Origin of the sequence: Pseudomonas purpurea (assembly GCF_039908635.1) — a bacterium.
Taxonomy (GTDB): Bacteria; Pseudomonadota; Gammaproteobacteria; order Pseudomonadales; family Pseudomonadaceae; genus Aquipseudomonas; species Aquipseudomonas purpurea.
The window spans coordinates 460,416-476,823 of the sequence record NZ_CP150918.1 but is presented as its reverse complement, the minus strand read 5'-3'; the positions used below and the strand labels follow the sequence as shown (position 1 = coordinate 476,823).

General features: G+C 60.8%; 12 protein-coding genes. 2 read left to right on the top strand and 10 right to left on the bottom strand.

Annotated features, from left to right (window positions below; genetic code table 11):
- Positions 1-318 precede the first annotated feature (318 nt).
- The 8 genes from AABM54_RS02145 to AABM54_RS02110 form a co-directional block, all read right to left on the bottom strand.
- Positions 319-1,926 carry an AAA family ATPase gene (locus tag AABM54_RS02145; RefSeq protein ID WP_347903413.1) on the bottom strand — a complete coding sequence of 536 codons (1,608 nt, stop codon included), beginning with the start codon at positions 1,924-1,926 and terminating at the stop codon, positions 319-321.
- A gap of 10 nt (positions 1,927-1,936) precedes the next feature.
- A complete protein-coding gene (gene aroB, locus AABM54_RS02140; RefSeq protein WP_347903412.1) occupies positions 1,937-3,037 on the bottom strand; it encodes a 3-dehydroquinate synthase in 1,101 nt (366 codons plus the stop codon).
- A gap of 148 nt (positions 3,038-3,185) precedes the next feature.
- The gene (gene aroK, locus AABM54_RS02135; protein ID WP_347903411.1) at positions 3,186-3,704 is read right to left on the bottom strand and encodes a shikimate kinase AroK; all 519 of its coding nucleotides are present in this window, start codon (positions 3,702-3,704) and stop codon (positions 3,186-3,188) included.
- A gap of 4 nt (positions 3,705-3,708) precedes the next feature.
- Complete coding sequence (pilQ, locus tag AABM54_RS02130) at positions 3,709-5,799, bottom strand: type IV pilus secretin PilQ (RefSeq protein ID WP_347903410.1); 2,091 nt, start codon at positions 5,797-5,799, stop codon at positions 3,709-3,711.
- A gap of 13 nt (positions 5,800-5,812) precedes the next feature.
- Positions 5,813-6,340: a pilus assembly protein PilP gene (locus tag AABM54_RS02125; protein ID WP_347903409.1), complete on the bottom strand. Its 528-nt coding sequence runs from the start codon at positions 6,338-6,340 to the stop codon at positions 5,813-5,815.
- The gene (pilO, locus tag AABM54_RS02120; protein ID WP_347903407.1) at positions 6,337-6,960 is read right to left on the bottom strand and encodes a type 4a pilus biogenesis protein PilO; all 624 of its coding nucleotides are present in this window, start codon (positions 6,958-6,960) and stop codon (positions 6,337-6,339) included. Before pilO ends, AABM54_RS02125 begins: the two co-directional genes overlap by 4 nt.
- Positions 6,957-7,523: a PilN domain-containing protein gene (locus tag AABM54_RS02115; protein WP_347903405.1), complete on the bottom strand. Its 567-nt coding sequence runs from the start codon at positions 7,521-7,523 to the stop codon at positions 6,957-6,959. The genes pilO and AABM54_RS02115 overlap by 4 nt, the downstream gene beginning before the upstream one ends.
- Entirely contained in the window at positions 7,523-8,587 is a 1,065-nt protein-coding gene (locus AABM54_RS02110; protein ID WP_347903403.1) for a pilus assembly protein PilM, read from the bottom strand. The genes AABM54_RS02115 and AABM54_RS02110 overlap by 1 nt, the downstream gene beginning before the upstream one ends.
- A 214-nt stretch (positions 8,588-8,801) precedes the next feature.
- Here AABM54_RS02110 and AABM54_RS02105 point away from each other — a divergent pair, with 214 nt between their 5' ends.
- Positions 8,802-11,243, top strand: coding sequence for a penicillin-binding protein 1A (locus AABM54_RS02105; protein ID WP_347903401.1), 2,442 nt, complete (start codon positions 8,802-8,804; stop codon positions 11,241-11,243).
- A gap of 212 nt (positions 11,244-11,455) precedes the next feature.
- Here AABM54_RS02105 and AABM54_RS02100 read toward each other — a convergent pair whose 3' ends face one another.
- On the bottom strand, positions 11,456-12,724 hold the full coding sequence (locus AABM54_RS02100) for a malic enzyme-like NAD(P)-binding protein (protein WP_347903399.1): 1,269 nt from the start codon (positions 12,722-12,724) through the stop codon (positions 11,456-11,458).
- A gap of 758 nt (positions 12,725-13,482) precedes the next feature.
- Positions 13,483-13,698, bottom strand: coding sequence for a 50S ribosomal protein L31 (gene rpmE, locus AABM54_RS02095; protein WP_054595223.1), 216 nt, complete (start codon positions 13,696-13,698; stop codon positions 13,483-13,485).
- A gap of 281 nt (positions 13,699-13,979) precedes the next feature.
- On the opposite strand from rpmE, the gene AABM54_RS02090 reads away from it, so the two are divergent.
- Positions 13,980-16,199 (top strand): primosomal protein N', encoded by a 2,220-nt coding sequence (locus tag AABM54_RS02090; RefSeq protein WP_347903397.1) that lies wholly within the window; start codon positions 13,980-13,982, stop codon positions 16,197-16,199.
- Positions 16,200-16,408 lie beyond the last annotated feature (209 nt).

The window sequence follows — 16,408 nt, the reverse complement described above, 5'->3', positions numbered from 1 at the left end:
GTCAAAACTTTTTTAATTCTGACCGCAACGACTCAAAGACTACTGGAATGCAGACACCACAAGGCACGCGGCCCAGGGTCTGTTGATGCTTGCTGACGAGCCGCGTTGCGATGCCAGCGTGTGCGAGGCAAGGCGCGGGATGCCGCCAATGGTTGTTCCCTTGGCAAATCCCGCAACGCAGCCTCGCACACGTTGGCGCGCAACCCAAATGGGTCTGCGTCGCGTTCGTCAGCAAGCGTCAACAGCCCCTGAGGCAGCATGCACTTGCAGAAATTTTGAGGCGCCGGGAGAGGCGGCCTGGGTAAGGCCGCCGAATCTTCAGCGGGTTGTAGCCAGTTCCTGTTGGACGCTGGCGACAGAGCGAGGCCAAGGTTTACCAGCCTGAACCTTCGCTGGCAAGGCCTTGATGGCGGAAGCGGCAGCATCGCGATTGGCGAAGTTACCGTAGGTGATGACATAAAGCGGCTTGCCGTTGAGGACTTTCTTGAAATAGCGGTACTCGCCGCCCTGCTCTTTGACGAAGTTCTGCGCCGTCGCTTCAGAGCTGGTGCCGAGGATTTGCAGCACGTAGTTACCCGGCGCCTGACCGGCGTACCAGCTACCGCCAGTAGCGGCCTTGGCCAGGGTGACCGGTTTTTCGGCAGCCTTGGCGACCGGTGCCGGCTTGGCCGCTGGAGCCGGGGCAGGTTTGGCAACCGGCGCTACCGGAACTGGCGCAGGCTTGGCTGCAGCGACCTGAGTCGGCGCAGGGACGGGTTTGGCCGCTGGCGTTGGTGTTGGCGCAGGACCGGCCGGAATGCCCGCAGGCGGCGCCGTGGTGGTGACGGTCGGCGGTGTGGCGCTGGAGCCTTCGACTGGCACGCCGTCGTCGCCCTCGGTAATGCCACCCGCCGCTTCGGCCAGCGGTCCGCGCATCACCGGTTGCGACTGTCCGACCAATGGCAATGGCATCGGCTGGGTATTACCGGCGAATTCCACTGCCGGAGAACCGCTGCCGTTCGGCGTCGGCGAACCTTGACCCAACGGCAGTTGCGCTTGCTCACTGGCGGGCGCGCCGGTGGTCGGTGCCTTGCTGCGACCCGGCATCAACCAGGCGGCGGCTACCGCGACCACGACTACGGCGGATATCGCCAATACGTGTTTCTTCGGCATATTGAACCCCATACTTGGACGCTTGACCGCTGAGCGGCTAGCTATCATGGCTTCGATCATCGCATCGCGGGCAGCCTGGTTGATGTTGCCAGGCCAGCCTTCGGAGCTTTCGTGAATCTCAGAGATCTGATCTGCGGAGAAAAGTTCGATTCCCTGGCCCGCGCCTTCAAGTCGCAGGGCCAGGTATTCACGGGTTTCTTCTTCGGCGTAAGGCGCCAGTTCGATGACGTGGAAGCGTTCTTCCTCGGCATGCAATTGCTCCAGCGAAGCAATCAGCAATGGCTCACCGAACAGGAACACGTGAGGCCGGCCTTCCGGCGCCCCGGCAGCCAGTTCGAGCAGGACCTCAAGCGCGGACTCGTCGAGCTGCTCGGCGTCGTCCACCAGCAAATAGACTTCCTGGCCGGTCAATGCAAGTTGCACCACCTGCTTGAGAATCGCGTCGACTTCAGCCTGGGCGACATTCAGTGCCTGCGCCACCTGGCGCAGCACGCCAGTCGCATCACCGGCGCCACGGGCGGAAACCACCACGCTTTGCACCGATTGCTTGTTGGTACTGGCCACCAGCGCCTGACGCAGCAGGGTCTTGCCGCTGCCTTGTGGCCCAGTGACCACAAGCAGCAACTGGCTGTAACGGGCCAGGTGGTGCAACTGCCCCAGGACCGGCTTGCGCTGGGCGGGGAAAAACTTGAAGCCAGGTACCCGTGGTGCGAAAGGGTCATGACTCAACTGGTAATGGCCGAGGAAAGCCTCGTCGGCATGCAAACTAGTCATCGGGATCTTATTAACCTTTAAGCTGAGCCAGGGCGCGGTAATCCGCTCCCAGCGTGGCCTGTAAAACCTCTTTCGGATAATCGTCGGTCACGACTGCTTCGCCCATTCGGCGCAACAGCACCAGACGCAAACGACCGTCGATCACTTTCTTGTCTATTGCCATGTGTTCGAGAAAATCGGCTTCGGTCATCTCTTCAGGCGGGATGACCGGCAAACCGGCGCGCTGGAACAGGCGAATACCGCGATCGCGCTCCTGGGCGCTGATCCAGCCCAGTTGCGCGGACATCTCCAGAGCCATTACGGTGCCAGCAGCCACCGCTTCACCATGTAACCAGACACCATAGCCCATGTGGGTCTCGATGGCGTGGCCGAAGGTGTGCCCCAGGTTAAGCGTGGCCCGGACACCCGACTCGCGCTCGTCGGCACCGACCACGGCAGCCTTGGCCGCGCAGGAGCGCTGAATCGCGTAGGTCAGGGCCGTCTGGTCCAGCGCCCGCAGGCGATCGACGTTTTCTTCGAGCCAGGTGAGGAACGGCTCGTCGCAGATCAAACCGTACTTGATGACTTCCGCCAGGCCCGCAGACAACTCACGGGCCGGCAAGGTGTTGAGTGTCGCGGTGTCGATCAGCACAACGTTCGGCTGATAGAACGCGCCGACCATGTTCTTGCCCAGCGGATGGTTGATTCCGGTCTTGCCGCCTACCGAGGAGTCGACTTGCGACAGCAAGGTGGTCGGGACCTGGATGAAATCCACGCCGCGCTGGTAGCAGGCAGCCGCAAAACCGGCCATGTCGCCAATCACGCCGCCGCCGAGAGCGATCACCGTGGTACGCCGATCATGCCGTGCCGTCAGCAGGCCATCGAAGATGGTTTGCAGGGTTTCCCAGTTCTTGAAGGCTTCGCCATCGGGCAAAACCACGGAGATAACCGAGAACTGCGCAAGACTGCGGGTCAGACGCTCGAGATACAGCGGCGCGACAGTCTCGTTGGAGATGATTGCCACTTGCCGCCCGGCGATATGCGGCGCCAGCAGTTCGGGCTGGTCCAACAAACCTTCGCCAATATGGATCGGGTAGCTGCGCTCGCCTAAATCGACCTTAAGTGTCTGCATGTGTCCCCACAGTGAAGATGAAATCAGGCGTCCTGCCTTACATTAACGACTGGCAACATCTGCGTGTATGACGTTGCCCACCAGCCATACGCCACACCCTCAAGCGGTCGTGACGCGACGCCGAGGATAGCGCATTTCGCTGCGTGGATTAACGGGGAGGCAGTTGCTGCAAGCGTTCCAGGATGTCCAGAACCACCATTCGTGGCGGCCGCTCATCGGTTTCCACCACCAGGTCGGCAATTTCCCGATAAAGCGGGTCACGCAGCGTCAACAAGTCCCGCAGGGTTTTGGCAGGATCAGCGGTGCGCAACAACGGACGATTGCGGTCGCGCGAGGTGCGGCCGACCTGCTGTTCGACCGAAGCGTGCAGATAGACCACTCGCCCGCCCGCATGCAAGGCCCGCCGATTGGCTTCGCGCATGACCGCGCCGCCGCCGGTCGCCAGCACCACGCCATCGAGCCTGCACAACTCGGCGATCATCGCCTGTTCGCGGTCACGAAAGCCCGGTTCGCCTTCCTTATCGAAGATCCACGGAATATTGGCGCCCGTGCGCAATTCAATTTCCTTATCGGAATCTTTGAACGGCAGGCGCAGCTCTTTGGCCAGCAAGCGACCGATGGTGCTTTTTCCAGCACCCATCGGCCCAACAAGAATCAAATTTCGCACAGAATCAACGACTCACAGCAATCGCCTGGTTGTTCATGATACGCGGAGTGAGAAACACCAACAGCTCGGATTTTTTCTCCGAAACCACGTCACGCCGGAAAAGGCGGCCAAGATACGGCACATCGCCGAGAAATGGCACCTTATCTACAACCTTGCTCTGAGTATTTGAGAAAACCCCGCCGATGACGATCGTCTCGCCATCATTGACCAACACCTTGGCGTTGACCTCGTTCTTCTTGATTGGCGGTACGTCCTGCACCTTGTTCAGGTAGTCCGGCTCATCCTTGGTGACCTTCACCTCCATGATGATGCGGTTGTCGGGGGTGATCTGCGGGGTCACTTCCAACGACAGCGAAGCCTCCTTGAAGGACACCGAAGTGGCGCCGCTGGAGCTGGCTTCCTGGTAGGGAATCTCTGTGCCCTTGAGGATCTTGGCGGTTTCCTTGTCCGAGGTGACCACCTTGGGCTGGGAGACCACTTCGCCGTTGCCGGTTTTCTCCATCGCCGTCAGTTCGAGGTCCAGCAACACGTTGTCCGTGATAAAGGCGATGCCGATGCCCGAGGTATTGCCCGCCGCGCCCATGTCGACGAACGGCGAGTTGGTACTCGTGCTGCCCGGCGTACCGATGGTCGAGGAAGTGTTCGCCCCGTTATTGCTGACGCCGGAGGTGTTCCAGTTGCCCTTGTTGCGCACCGAACCACCCCAACGGACCCCCAGGCTCTTGTCGTAATCGACGTTGGCTTCGACGATCCGTGCCTCGATCATCACCTGGCGCACCGGAATATCCAGTTGCGCCACAATTCGGCGCAGCTCATCGAGGCGATCCTGGGTCTGGTAGGCAATGATGTTGTTGGTCCGGTCATCGACGGTGATCGAACCGCGTTCGTCGATTTTTGCTTCGGCGCTGGTGACCGACTGGAACAGCTTGGCGATGTCCGCAGCCTTGGCGTAGTTGACCTGCAACAGCTCCCGGCGTAGCGGAGCGAGTTCGGCGATCTGCTTCTGCGACTCCAGTTCCTGACGCTCACGGGCGGCAATTTCATCCGCCGGCGCCACCAGCAACACGTTGCCGATCTTGCGCTTGTCCAGGCCCTTGGTTTTCAGCACCAGGTCCAGCGCCTGATCCCAGGGTACGTTTTGCAGACGCAAGGTAATGCCGCCCTGCACCGTATCGCTGGCCACCAGATTGAGATTGGTGAAGTCGGCAATCAGCTGCAGCACCGAGCGCACGTCGATGTCCTGGAAATTCAACGACAGCTTCTCGCCGGTGTAGGCATGACGATCGGCATTGCGCTTTTGCAGATCGTCGACGGTCATTGGGCGGACGCTGACCGTCAGCTTGTTATCGGTCTGGAAGGTCGAGTAATCGAACGTACCGCTGGGTTCGATGCTGATGCTGGCCTTGCCCGGGGAGGCACTGGCGTTGACATATTGCACCGGCGTGGCGAAATCCTTCACGTCCAGGCGCACCCGCAACGGCTCCGGCAATTGGGTGTTGGCAAAGCTGAGGATGATTTTGCCGTCACGCTCCTGGATATCCGGGCTGATGCCGGGGTCCGACAGGTCGATCACAACGTTACCTTCGCCTTGCTCGCCACGCTGGAAGTCCACGCCACGAATGGCCTTGCTCACCGGGACATAAGCCTTGGCTGGAGCGGGTGTGGCACTGGCCACTCGCGGCGCGGCCGCGACGCGAGGTTTCGGCGCAGCAGCAACCCCCTGCCCGACCACCACGAACAGATTGTTGCCTTCGACCCGCGTGTTGTACGGCGCCGATTGCGCCAGGTTAATGATCAACCGGGTACGGTCCTTGGCTTCGACCACTGTCGCACTGCGGGCGTTGCCGCTGCCCAATTCGCGATTCTTGCTGGCCAATTGATTGGTCACGCCCGGCAGATCGAGGGCAATCCGCGCGGGTTGCTCGGTGGTGTAGCCGTGAGCCGCAGGCGGCGGTCCGTCGAACGTGAGCTTCAACTCGACGCGATCGCCCGGCAGCGCCGCGACGTCCAGCGCTTTGAGACTGGTCGCGTGGACCATCGGTGACAACAGCGCTATCCATAGCGAAAAACCGAGGGATGAAAGGGTCCTGTTCATTGTTCGAATTCCACTATGAATGCTCTTTCAAAGGAATGGTCCGTGGTCGCTCCAGCCAGGCGCCCTCGCCATCGGGAACGATTTCGACCACTTCGACCTGCGAATCACTGATCGCAACGATCCGGCCATCGTTGCGGCCCAGGTAATCACCGACTTTCAACCGATGCACCCCGCCCGCCCCGCGCAATAAGGCAAATGCGCCCGAAGCGTTGGAGAGCGTGCCGACCATCTCGAACTGCTCGATGTTGAAACCCTCGAGAAACTGTTTCACCCGACTCGGGTCCGGCTTGACGTTGCGCGAGCCGCGCTGATGCCCCGCCAAGTCGACCCTGATTTGTGGTGAAAAGGGGCTGCGCAAGGTCGACGCGTGATAGGTAAACGTCTCGTAGGACCTGAATGTCGGCGTGGGCTCGATCTTGCCGGGCGGGCGCAGGCGGACCTCATTCATGTAGGCATCCAGATCGCTGAAGTCATTGCTGGCGCCGCAACCGGCCAGCCCCGTCAGCAGCACAAGCGTTAACCAGGTACGGGCCGCGCTCATTTATCCAGCCCCTTGTCGTTGTAGCGGTAAGTCTTGGCGAGAATGCTCATGCGCAGCTTCGACCCGCTGCCGGGTGTCACGGGGACAACCTCGAAGTCATGCAGCGTGACGATCCGTGGCAGCCCTGCCACGCCGCTGACGAAAGTCGCCAGGTCGTGATAGGCACCCGTGACGGTGATCTGGATCGGCAGTTCGATGTAGAACGGCTGAGTGACTTCCGGCAGCAGTTTGATTTCTTCAAACTCCAGGCCGCTGCCCAGCCCTGTGCGGGTGATGTCCTCCAGCAGTCCGGGCACCTCGGTGACGCTGGGCAGTTGCCGCAGGAGCGCGCCAAAGGAGTTCTCCATCTCCTTCATTTGCGCGCTGTAGAGTTCCAGGTTAGCGGCCATGTGCGCCTTGTCGGCGAACTGCTCCTTGAGGGTGATTTCCTTCCCCCGCGCCTGCTCAAGCTGCGCTTCAAGGTCCTGAAGGTAGAAGTTGTAGCCCAACACCAGAACCAGGACCGCGAGCAGACTCCCGGCCAGGCCTTTGACCGCCGTGGGCCAGGAGCCAATGTTGTTCAGGTCCAGGTCGCTGAAATCGATCCTGCGCAGGCTGTCGAACCATTCAGGCGTCTTCATTTCGCGCCCTCCGGGTCTGCCGGCTGGGTCTGGCGCACAGTCAGTTGAAAGACGTTGGCCTGGTCCACGGCGCCGGCGGTCGTCGCCTTGACCTCGGTCAGGCTTGGTGCATCGAACCAGTCCGAAGCATCAAGGTTACGCATCAGGTCCGAGACGCGATTGTTCGACTCCGCCGCGCCACTGATGGACAGGGTCTTGTCGAACATCTTCACATCGGTGAAATACACCCCGTCCGGCAGTGTGCGGGCCAACTGATCGAAAATCCGCCCGCTGATCGGCCGATTGCCTTGCAGGTCCTGGATGATTCGCATCCGCTCCACCAACTCCTGACGCCGGGCCTTCAAATCGCTGATTTGCTTGATTCGCTCATCAAGTACGGCAATTTGTTTGCTGACGTAGTCATTACGCGCCGTCTGTCGGTCAATCGCGCCGCTGATGTACTGGTCGGCGAACAGGACCACGCCGACGGTCACCACCAGTACAGCGACCATCGCGGTCAGGAAGCGCTTGCGCCGTTCCTCACGAAGTTCTTCGCGCCAGGGGAGAAGATTGATCCGTGCCATCAGTCAAAACTCCTGAGGGCCAGGCCGCAGGCAATCATCAGCGCTGGTGCATCACTGGCCAGGGCGCCGGCATTGACCTTGGCGCTCAGGGCCATGTCCGAGAAAGGGTTGGCTACCTGGGTCGGCGTGCCGAGGCGCTGCTCGATCAGCCGGTCCAGCCCGGCAATCGAGGCCGTCCCCCCCGCCAACAGGATGTGGTCGACCGTGTTGTACTGGCCGGAAGCGAAAAAGAACTGAAGGGATCGGGACACCTGCTGCACCAGCGCTTCCCTGAAAGGTTGCAGGACTTCGCTGACGTAATCGTCGGGCAGGCCGCCCTGTTTTTTTGCCAGCCCGGCCTGTTCGACGGTCAGGCCATAACGACGCTGGATCTCTTCGGTGAGCTGGCGACCGCCAAAGAGCTGCTCGCGGGTGTAGATGATCTTGCCGTTGAGCAGCACGCTCAGGGTGGTCATGGTGGCACCGATGTCGACCACCGCTACCGTCAGGCGCTCCTGGGAACTGGCCAGTTGAGTCGCCAGCAACCCGAAAGAGCGCTCCAGTGCGTAGGCCTCGACATCGACCACCCGTGCGGTCAGCCCGGCCAGCGCCAGCGCCGCTTCACGCACCTCGACGTTTTCCTTGCGACATGCGGCCAGCAGCACGTCGATGCGTTCGGGGTTACGCAGGGACGGGCCCTGGACTTCGAAATCGATGGCGACTTCTTCCAGTGGATAGGGAATGTACTGATCGGCTTCGATCTTCAGCTGGTTTTCGAGTTCGTCGGCAGAGAGCCCTGCATCCATCTCAAGGGTCTTGGTGATCACCGCAGACCCGGCCACCGCGACGGCAACCGTGCGCACGCTGCTCCTGGCCTTGAGCAGGACACGCGTGAGCGCCTGGCCTACCCCTTCGAGTTCAGCGATGTTTTTTTCCACGACCGCGTTGGCCGGCAACGGCTCTACGGCGTAGGCCTCGACCCGGTAACGGGTGCCTGAGCGGCTCAGCTCCAGGAGCTTCACCGACGTCGAGCTGATGTCGATCCCCAGAAGTGTCCGGTTTTTTTTATTGAAGAGTCCCAGCACTAGCAATTCCCTATGACTATCCGTGAGTTACGGACTCTTTATTGTTCATTGCGTTCACTGACCGAGCCTTGACAGCAGCGCCAATGACGCTTGCCCCGGAAAAATGCTTATAATGCCCAGCGTTTTTTTTCCGCTTTCCCCAAGCGCGGGTGATCGCCGTTTACCGTGAAGCCCTGACGCCAAACTCATTCTTTGCTGTGGATATCCAAAAGCCTTGATTCGTCTGCTGAAATTTTTCGGGTGGTCCATCGTCGCCGTTTTCTGCGGACTGCTTCTGGGTCTGAGTGGCGCTTTTCTTTACCTTAGTCCGGGTTTGCCATCCGTGGAGGCCCTGAGAAGTATTCAGTTGCAGATTCCTTTGCGGGTCTACAGCAGCGACGGAAAACTGATCGCAGAATTTGGCGAAATGCGCCGTACTCCGATCCGTTTCGCCGACATTCCACCCAATTTCATCAATGCGCTACTCAGTGCTGAAGACGATAATTTCGCCAATCACTACGGCGTCGACCCCAGCAGCCTGATGCGTGCCGCGACACAATTGGTCAAAAGCGGACACATTCAGTCCGGCGGCAGCACCATCACCATGCAGGTGGCGAAGAACTTCTTCCTGAGCAGCGAACGCAGCTTTTCGCGCAAGACCACCGAGATTCTCCTGGCCTTGCAGATCGAACGTCAGCTGACCAAGGACGAGATCCTTGAGCTGTACGTCAACAAGATCTACCTGGGCAACCGCGCCTACGGCATCGAAGCCGCCGCGCAGGTTTACTACGGCAAGTCGATTCGCGATGTCAGCCTGGCGCAGATGGCGATGATTGCCGGCCTGCCCAAGGCACCGTCGCGCTTCAACCCGCTGGCCAACCCGGCGCGCAGCAAAGAGCGCCGCGACTGGATCCTGGGGCGGATGTACAAGCTTGGGAAAATCGACGAAGCGTCTTACCAGACTGCGATCAACGAGCCGCTGAACGCCAGCTACCATGTGCCGACGCCGGAAGTGAACGCGCCGTACATCGCTGAGATGGCCCGTGCCGAAATGGTCGGCCGCTATGGCAGCGATGCTTACACCGAAGGTTTCCGCGTCACCACCACAGTGCCGAGCAACCTGCAGGAAATCGCCAACACCGCCGTGCATGAAGGCCTGATGACCTACGATCAGCGCCACGGCTATCGCGGCCCCGAGTCCCGTCTGCCAGGCAAGACCCGCGAAGCCTGGGCGGCGGAGCTGACCAAGCAACGCACGATCAGCGGCCTTGAACCGGCCATCGTCACCCAGGTCGAGAAGAATGGCGTGCAGGTCCTGACCCGCAACGGCGAAGAACATGTCGGCTGGGACAGCATGAAGTGGGCCCGCCCGTTCCTGAACACCAACAGCATGGGGGCTAACCCCAAGCAGCCGTCCGACGTGGCACAGGTCGGTGACCTGATCCGCGTTCAGCGCCAGGCTGACAACTCGCTGAAGTTCAACCAGATCCCGGTCGCCCAGGGCGCACTGGTGTCGCTGGACCCGGACAACGGCGCCATCCGGGCGCTGGTCGGCGGTTTTGCCTTCGAGCAGAGCAACTACAACCGCGCGATGCAGGCCAAGCGTCAACCGGGCTCAAGCTTCAAGCCATTCGTCTACAGCGCTGCGCTGGACAATGGCTATACCCCGGCGAGCCTGGTCAACGATGCGCCGATCGTGTTCGTCGACGAGTACCTGGACAAGGTCTGGCGTCCGAAGAACGACACCAACACCTTCCTCGGCCCGATCCGCATGCGTGAAGCGCTCTACAAGTCGCGCAACCTGGTGTCGATCCGCCTGCTGCAAGCGATGGGCGTCGATCACACCATCGACTACATCAGCAAGTTCGGCTTCAACAAGCAGGACCTGCCGCGCAACCTGTCGCTGGCCCTGGGCACCGCCACGCTGACGCCGATGGAAATTGCCACCGGCTGGAGCACCTTCGCCAACGGCGGTTACAAGATCACCCCGTACATCATCGACAAGATCGAAAGCCGCAACGGTGACACGCTGTTTACCGCCAACCCGGCCAGCGTGCCCAAGGGCGACGCTGCCAGCAGCGGAATCGCCGCGCCTGCCGCCGACACCTTCACGGTCAACGCGACGCCAGGCGAAGCGCCAGGCACGCAGGCGGCGGTACAAACTCCGGCCGTGGCCGAGCGGATCATCGATGGTCGTACCTCATACATCCTGACCAGCATGTTGCAGGACGTGATCAAACTGGGCACCGGGCGCCGCGCCCTGGCACTGGGTCGCACTGACCTGGCGGGCAAGACCGGCACCACCAACGAATCGAAGGACGCCTGGTTCTCCGGCTACAACGCCGATTACGTGACCACGGTCTGGACCGGTTTCGACCAGCCTGAAAGCCTCGGTCGCCGCGAGTACGGTGGCACGGTCGCGCTGCCGATCTGGATGAGCTACATGGGCGCCGCCCTCAAGGACAAACCGGCTCACACCCAGTCCGAGCCTGAAGGCATTCTCAGCCTGCGGGTCGACCCGATCAGCGGCCGTGCCGCGACGCCGGGCACGCCGAACGCATACTTCGAGCTGTTCAAAAGCGAAGACACGCCGCCATCGGTCAACGAACTGGGCAACGGCAACGCACCGGGCAGCCCGCTGCCAGCGGATGAAGCGGCGCCGATCGATTTGTTCTGATCGCATGGCCAATTCAAAAAGCCCCGCCTTCGAGAGAAGTGCGGGGCTTTTTTGTGCCTTCACCCCCTACACAAGCTGAAAAAACATTCGCCAGTGATGGCCTCATCGCGAGCTTGCTCGCGATGAGGCCATCACCGTCACCCACAAACCAGCAGACATAAAAAAGCCCCGACTCAACGAGCCGGGGCTTTCGGTTGAAGCGCTACAACGGCTTAGCCGTTGAACACGTCATCCACGCTTTTGAGCGGGTAGTTCTTCGGATACGGCAGGGTCGCCACGCCGGTCTCGATTGCAGCTTTAGCCACAGCATCGGAGATCACGGTGATCAGGCGCGCATCCATTGGTTTCGGGATGATGTACTCACGACCGAATTCCAGCTTGATGCCGCCGTAGGCATCGCACACTTCCTGTGGCACTGGCAGCTTGGCCAGTTCACGCAGGGCGTTGGCAGCAGCCACTTTCATTTCTTCGTTGATGCGCTTGGCGCGAACGTCCAGGGCACCACGGAAGATGAACGGGAAGCCCAGTACGTTGTTGACCTGGTTCGGGTAGTCCGAACGACCGGTGGCCATGATCACGTCGTTACGGGTGGCGTGAGCCAGTTCCGGAGCGATTTCCGGATCAGGGTTCGAGCACGCGAACACGATCGGGTTGGCCGCCATCAGCAGCAGGTTTTCAGCGCTCAGCAGGTTCGGACCGGACAGGCCGACGAACACGTCTGCGCCTTTCAGGGCGTCGCTCAGGGTGCGCTTGTCGGTCGCGTGAGCGAAGACAGCCTTGTACTGGTTCAAGTCGTCACGGCCGGAGTGGATCACGCCGGTACGGTCAACCATAAAGATGTTTTCGATGTTGGCGCCCATGCTCACCAGCAACTTCATGCAGGAGATGGCGGCTGCACCGGCACCCAGGCAGACGATCTTGGCGTCCGGCAGGGTTTTGCCAGCGATTTCCAGGGCGTTGATCATGCCGGCAGCGGTCACGATGGCGGTGCCGTGCTGGTCATCGTGGAACACCGGGATGTCGCACTGTTCGATCAGCGCACGTTCGATCTCAAAGCACTCAGGTGCCTTGATGTCTTCCAGGTTGATGCCACCGAAGGTGATGGAGATACGCTTGACGGTGTCGATGAAGGCTTGCGGGCTTTCGGAATCGACTTCGATGTCGAAAACGTCGATACCGGCGAAGCGCTTGAACAGCACGCCTTTGCCTTCCATCACAGGCTTGGAAGCCAATGGGCCGAGGTTACCCAGGCCGAGAATCGCGGTGCCATCGGAAATGACTGCAACCAGGTTGCCTTTGCCGGTGTATTTGTAGGCCAGTTCAGGATCGCGGGCAATTTCGCGTACTGGTTCGGCTACGCCGGGGCTGTAGGCCAGCGACAGATCGCGGGCGGTAGCGGTGGCCTTGGTGAGCTCGACACTCAGCTTCCCTGGACGAGGATGGGCGTGATATTCGAGAGCGGCAGTTTTCAAATCAGACATGTGGGCATTCCGCTTTTACTGTTGGACAGACGGATCGCCGAGGATACGCGTGTCGCAAAGTCCCTACAAGACTGACCGGCCACCCCTGTCAAGGGCCCTGTCCTACGACTTTGGGCCAAGAGCCACGGAACACAAGGGCTCAACTGTTCACAATCAATAATAAAAATGTCTACAATTTTTTATTGTCACTGGATTTTCAGCCTCTACCGATCACCCCATGGCGACGATCAACTCATTCAAGCCAAGACCCGGGTCGTCACTCACGACCAGCGAGCCGCTCAGCCAAGCACTCAAATCTGCGGGCCTTTGAGCGGATCACGCCAGGACCGCTCGCACCCACCGGCCATTTTGGGTGCAACACTCAATACAAACGTGCCGGGCGATACCGTCAAAACCCTCACCCGAATTGCATTGAACCTTGCTCACACGGCTGCCGGGCACGGCAAAACCCGTGGAGCCGATCTGCACTGTTTTCAGTACAGGAAAAGGGTCACAAAACCCCAGCCAGGCTGGCCCCACACAAAGTCAGGAAACAATTGGCCAATGATCAAGTCGACGCTCGGCGCATCACCTGATCGGGTGATCGCGTGCCTCGGCACCCGCTGCCTGCGATGGCGCCAATGAAATCACTATCGCCGGCAAGCCGCGCTCCCGTGCACGCTGCAAAGCCAAATCGCAGGCATAAAAAAGGCGTCCACCAGGGACGCCTTTTTTTATCAATCTTGAGAAGCCGAAACGGCTTCTCAAAATGATCAGCCTTAGGCCTTTTTGCCAAAAGCACCGAAACGATCGGCGAACTTCTGTACACGACCGCCAGTATCCAGAGTCTTCTGCTTACCGGTGTAGAACGGGTGGCACTCGTTGCATACGTCGATCGCCAGAGGCTTGGCCAGGTTCGAACGAGTTTCGAACTTGTTGCCACAGCTGCAGGTAACTGCGGTGATTTCGTATGTTGGATGGATATCGGCTTTCATGGTGTCTTCCTCGGGCTAGCGTGCCGCCACTCAACACTATTGTTGAATACCGCACGTAATTAGGCCGCGGATTCTACCAGACCTTTGCGATCACGCAAGCTGTCGCTCGTTCCGGCTGTCTGCTAGGCTCCCGGCACTCAGTACCATCCCTGTGGGAGCGCGAAAGCGTTGTGTCAGACAACATAAATGCTGATTGAGAGGCCCTCTTCGCGAGCAAGCCCGCTCCCACAGGTCAGGCGCACAGCCTTTCATTTATTGCCCGTTCAATGAGATCCCCCCGCGTGCCCGACGCCATTTTGCGCCTTGCCTTGCCTTCGCCCCTGCGCCGCCTCTTCGATTACCGCGCCCCTGCCGGTGTCCTGCGCGCCCAGCTGCATCCTGGCATGCGACTGCGGGTACCGTTCGGCCGACGCGAGATGATCGGAATTCTGGTGGAAGTCACCGACCACAGCGAAGTCCCGGCCGACAAGCTCAAACCGGCGCTGGCCCTGCTCGACGCCACGCCGCCACTGCCGCCCGCATTGTTCAAGCTGTGCCTGTGGACCTCCCAGTATTACCAGCACAGTCTCGGCGACACGCTGAGCTGGGCGCTGCCGGTGTTGTTGCGTCAGGGCGAACTGGCCGAAGCACGCCAGGAACGCTTCTGGTCCGTCACGCCGGGCGCCAGGCTCGACGACCCGCGCATCGCCCGCGCACCTCGTCAACGTGAGGCGCTCGCGACCCTGGCTCAGCACCCCCATGGTGTCGCCCATCAGTTGCTGAGCAAGCTGATGCTGAGCAAAGACAGCCTCGACCTGCTGCTGGCCAAAGACCTCGTGCAGGTGGACATCCGCAAACACGCCCCCGGCGAGCGTCATGAACACTGGCTGGCGCAGCCGGAGCTGCCGCTGAACCCGGAACAACGCAGCGCATTTGAAGCGATCCGCGCCGATCTCGACAGCTTCCATGCATTTCTGCTGGCCGGTGTTACCGGCAGCGGCAAGACCGAAGTCTATTTGCAACTGATCCGCGAAACCCTCGAAGCCGGCAAGCAAGCGCTGGTGCTGATCCCCGAAATCAACCTGGGGCCGCAAACCCTGGCGCGCTTCGAGCAACGCTTCAATGCACGCATTGCCCTGGTGCATTCGGCGGTCAACGACCGCGAACGCCTGGAATCCTGGCTCGCCGCGCGCGATGGTGACGCCGACATTATTATCGGCACCCGCTCGGCGCTGTTCACGCCCATGAAGAACCCCGGGCTGATCATCATCGACGAAGAGCACGACGGCTCTTATAAACAGCAGGAAGGTTTGCGTTATCACGCCCGCGACCTGGCGTTGGTACGCGCACGGCAGGAAAACATCCCGATTGTGCTCGGCTCGGCCACGCCCTCCCTGGAAAGCCTGCACAACGCCTACACCGGGCGTTACGGCCTGCTGCACCTGAATGAACGGGCCGGCGGGGCGAAACAACCGCGCTTCCTGCGCCTGGACGTGAAAAGCCGTCCGCTGGACAGCGGCATCTCCGGGCCGATGCAACAAGCCATCGGCCAGACACTCGCCGCTGGCCAGCAAGTCCTGGTGTTCCTCAACCGTCGCGGTTTTGCGCCGACCCTGCTCTGCCACGATTGCGGCTGGATGTCCGAGTGCCAGCGTTGCGACGCGCGGATGACCGTGCACCAGCGCTCCGGCGAGCTGCGCTGCCACCATTGCGGTTATGTCGAACGCGTGCCGCGGCATTGCCCGAGCTGCGGCAAAGTCGATCTACGACCGGTGGGCGCCGGCACCGAACGCGCCGAGGAACGGCTGGGGATTCTGTTCCCGGGCTACCCGGTGCTGCGCGTCGACCGCGACAGCACTTCGCGAAAAGACGCGATGAATCAGTTGTTCGCGACCATACAGAAAGGGCAGCCGTGCATTCTGGTGGGCACTCAGATGCTCGCCAAGGGCCATCACTTTCCCCGGGTGACTCTGGTGTCGATCCTCGATGCAGACGGTGGATTGTTCTCCGGCGACTTCCGCGCCAGCGAGCGCATGGCGCAGTTGATCGTGCAGGTTGCCGGGCGTGCCGGCCGCGCCGAAGAGCCCGGCAAAGTGATCATTCAGACCCACTTGGCCGACCATCCGCTATTGATACAACTGACCGAGCAAGGCTATTTCGCCTTCGCCGAGCAAGCCTTGAGCGAGCGTCGCGCCGCCGGGCTGCCACCCTTTGCGCATTTGGCGCTGCTGCGGGCCGAAGCCCACAAGCCGGGGCAAGCCGAAGGTTTCCTCGATGAGGCGTGCAGTGAGGCCGAGCGTTTATTGGCGGAGCAGAATCTGACCGGGATCGAGTTGCTCGGCCCGGTGCCGGCACCGATGGAGCGTCGGGCCGGGCGTTATCGTGCGCAGTTGTTGCTGCAAGCCACGGCCCGGGCGCCGCTGCATCGGCTGTTGAGCGCGTGGTTGCTGGTGCTGGAACAGATGCCGAGCGGGCGGGCGGTGCGTTGGTCTTTGGATGTCGACCCGGTCGATTTGTATTGAATCAACTATGTGGCGAGGGAGCTTGCTCCCGCTCGGGTGCGCAGCAGCCGCAAACAAGGCGAACCCTGTCTCGGCAGAAAGAACGCGGCTGCTGATTTCAGGGCCGCTTCGCGCCCCAGCGGGAGCAAGCTCCCTCGCCACAAGGTAATCAATCACCATAAGTCCGCAATGAACCTACAATGGTTGGCAAGCCAGACCTGGCAACGGAT

Bases quoted from the DNA above. Each gene is read 5' to 3' on its own strand.
- rpmE (WP_054595223.1), bottom strand. From the start codon at position 13,698: ATGAAAGCCGATATCCATCCAACATACGAAATCACCGCAGTTACCTGC.
- pilQ (WP_347903410.1), bottom strand. From the start codon at position 5,799: ATGAACAGGACCCTTTCATCCCTCGGTTTTTCGCTATGGATAGCGCTG.
- AABM54_RS02100 (WP_347903399.1), bottom strand. From the start codon at position 12,724: ATGTCTGATTTGAAAACTGCCGCTCTCGAATATCACGCCCATCCTCGT.
- AABM54_RS02125 (WP_347903409.1), bottom strand. From the start codon at position 6,340: ATGAGCGCGGCCCGTACCTGGTTAACGCTTGTGCTGCTGACGGGGCTG.
- AABM54_RS02115 (WP_347903405.1), bottom strand. From the start codon at position 7,523: ATGGCACGGATCAATCTTCTCCCCTGGCGCGAAGAACTTCGTGAGGAA.
- aroB (WP_347903412.1), bottom strand. From the start codon at position 3,037: ATGCAGACACTTAAGGTCGATTTAGGCGAGCGCAGCTACCCGATCCAT.
- pilO (WP_347903407.1), bottom strand. From the start codon at position 6,960: ATGAAGACGCCTGAATGGTTCGACAGCCTGCGCAGGATCGATTTCAGC.
- AABM54_RS02145 (WP_347903413.1), bottom strand. From the start codon at position 1,926: ATGACTAGTTTGCATGCCGACGAGGCTTTCCTCGGCCATTACCAGTTG.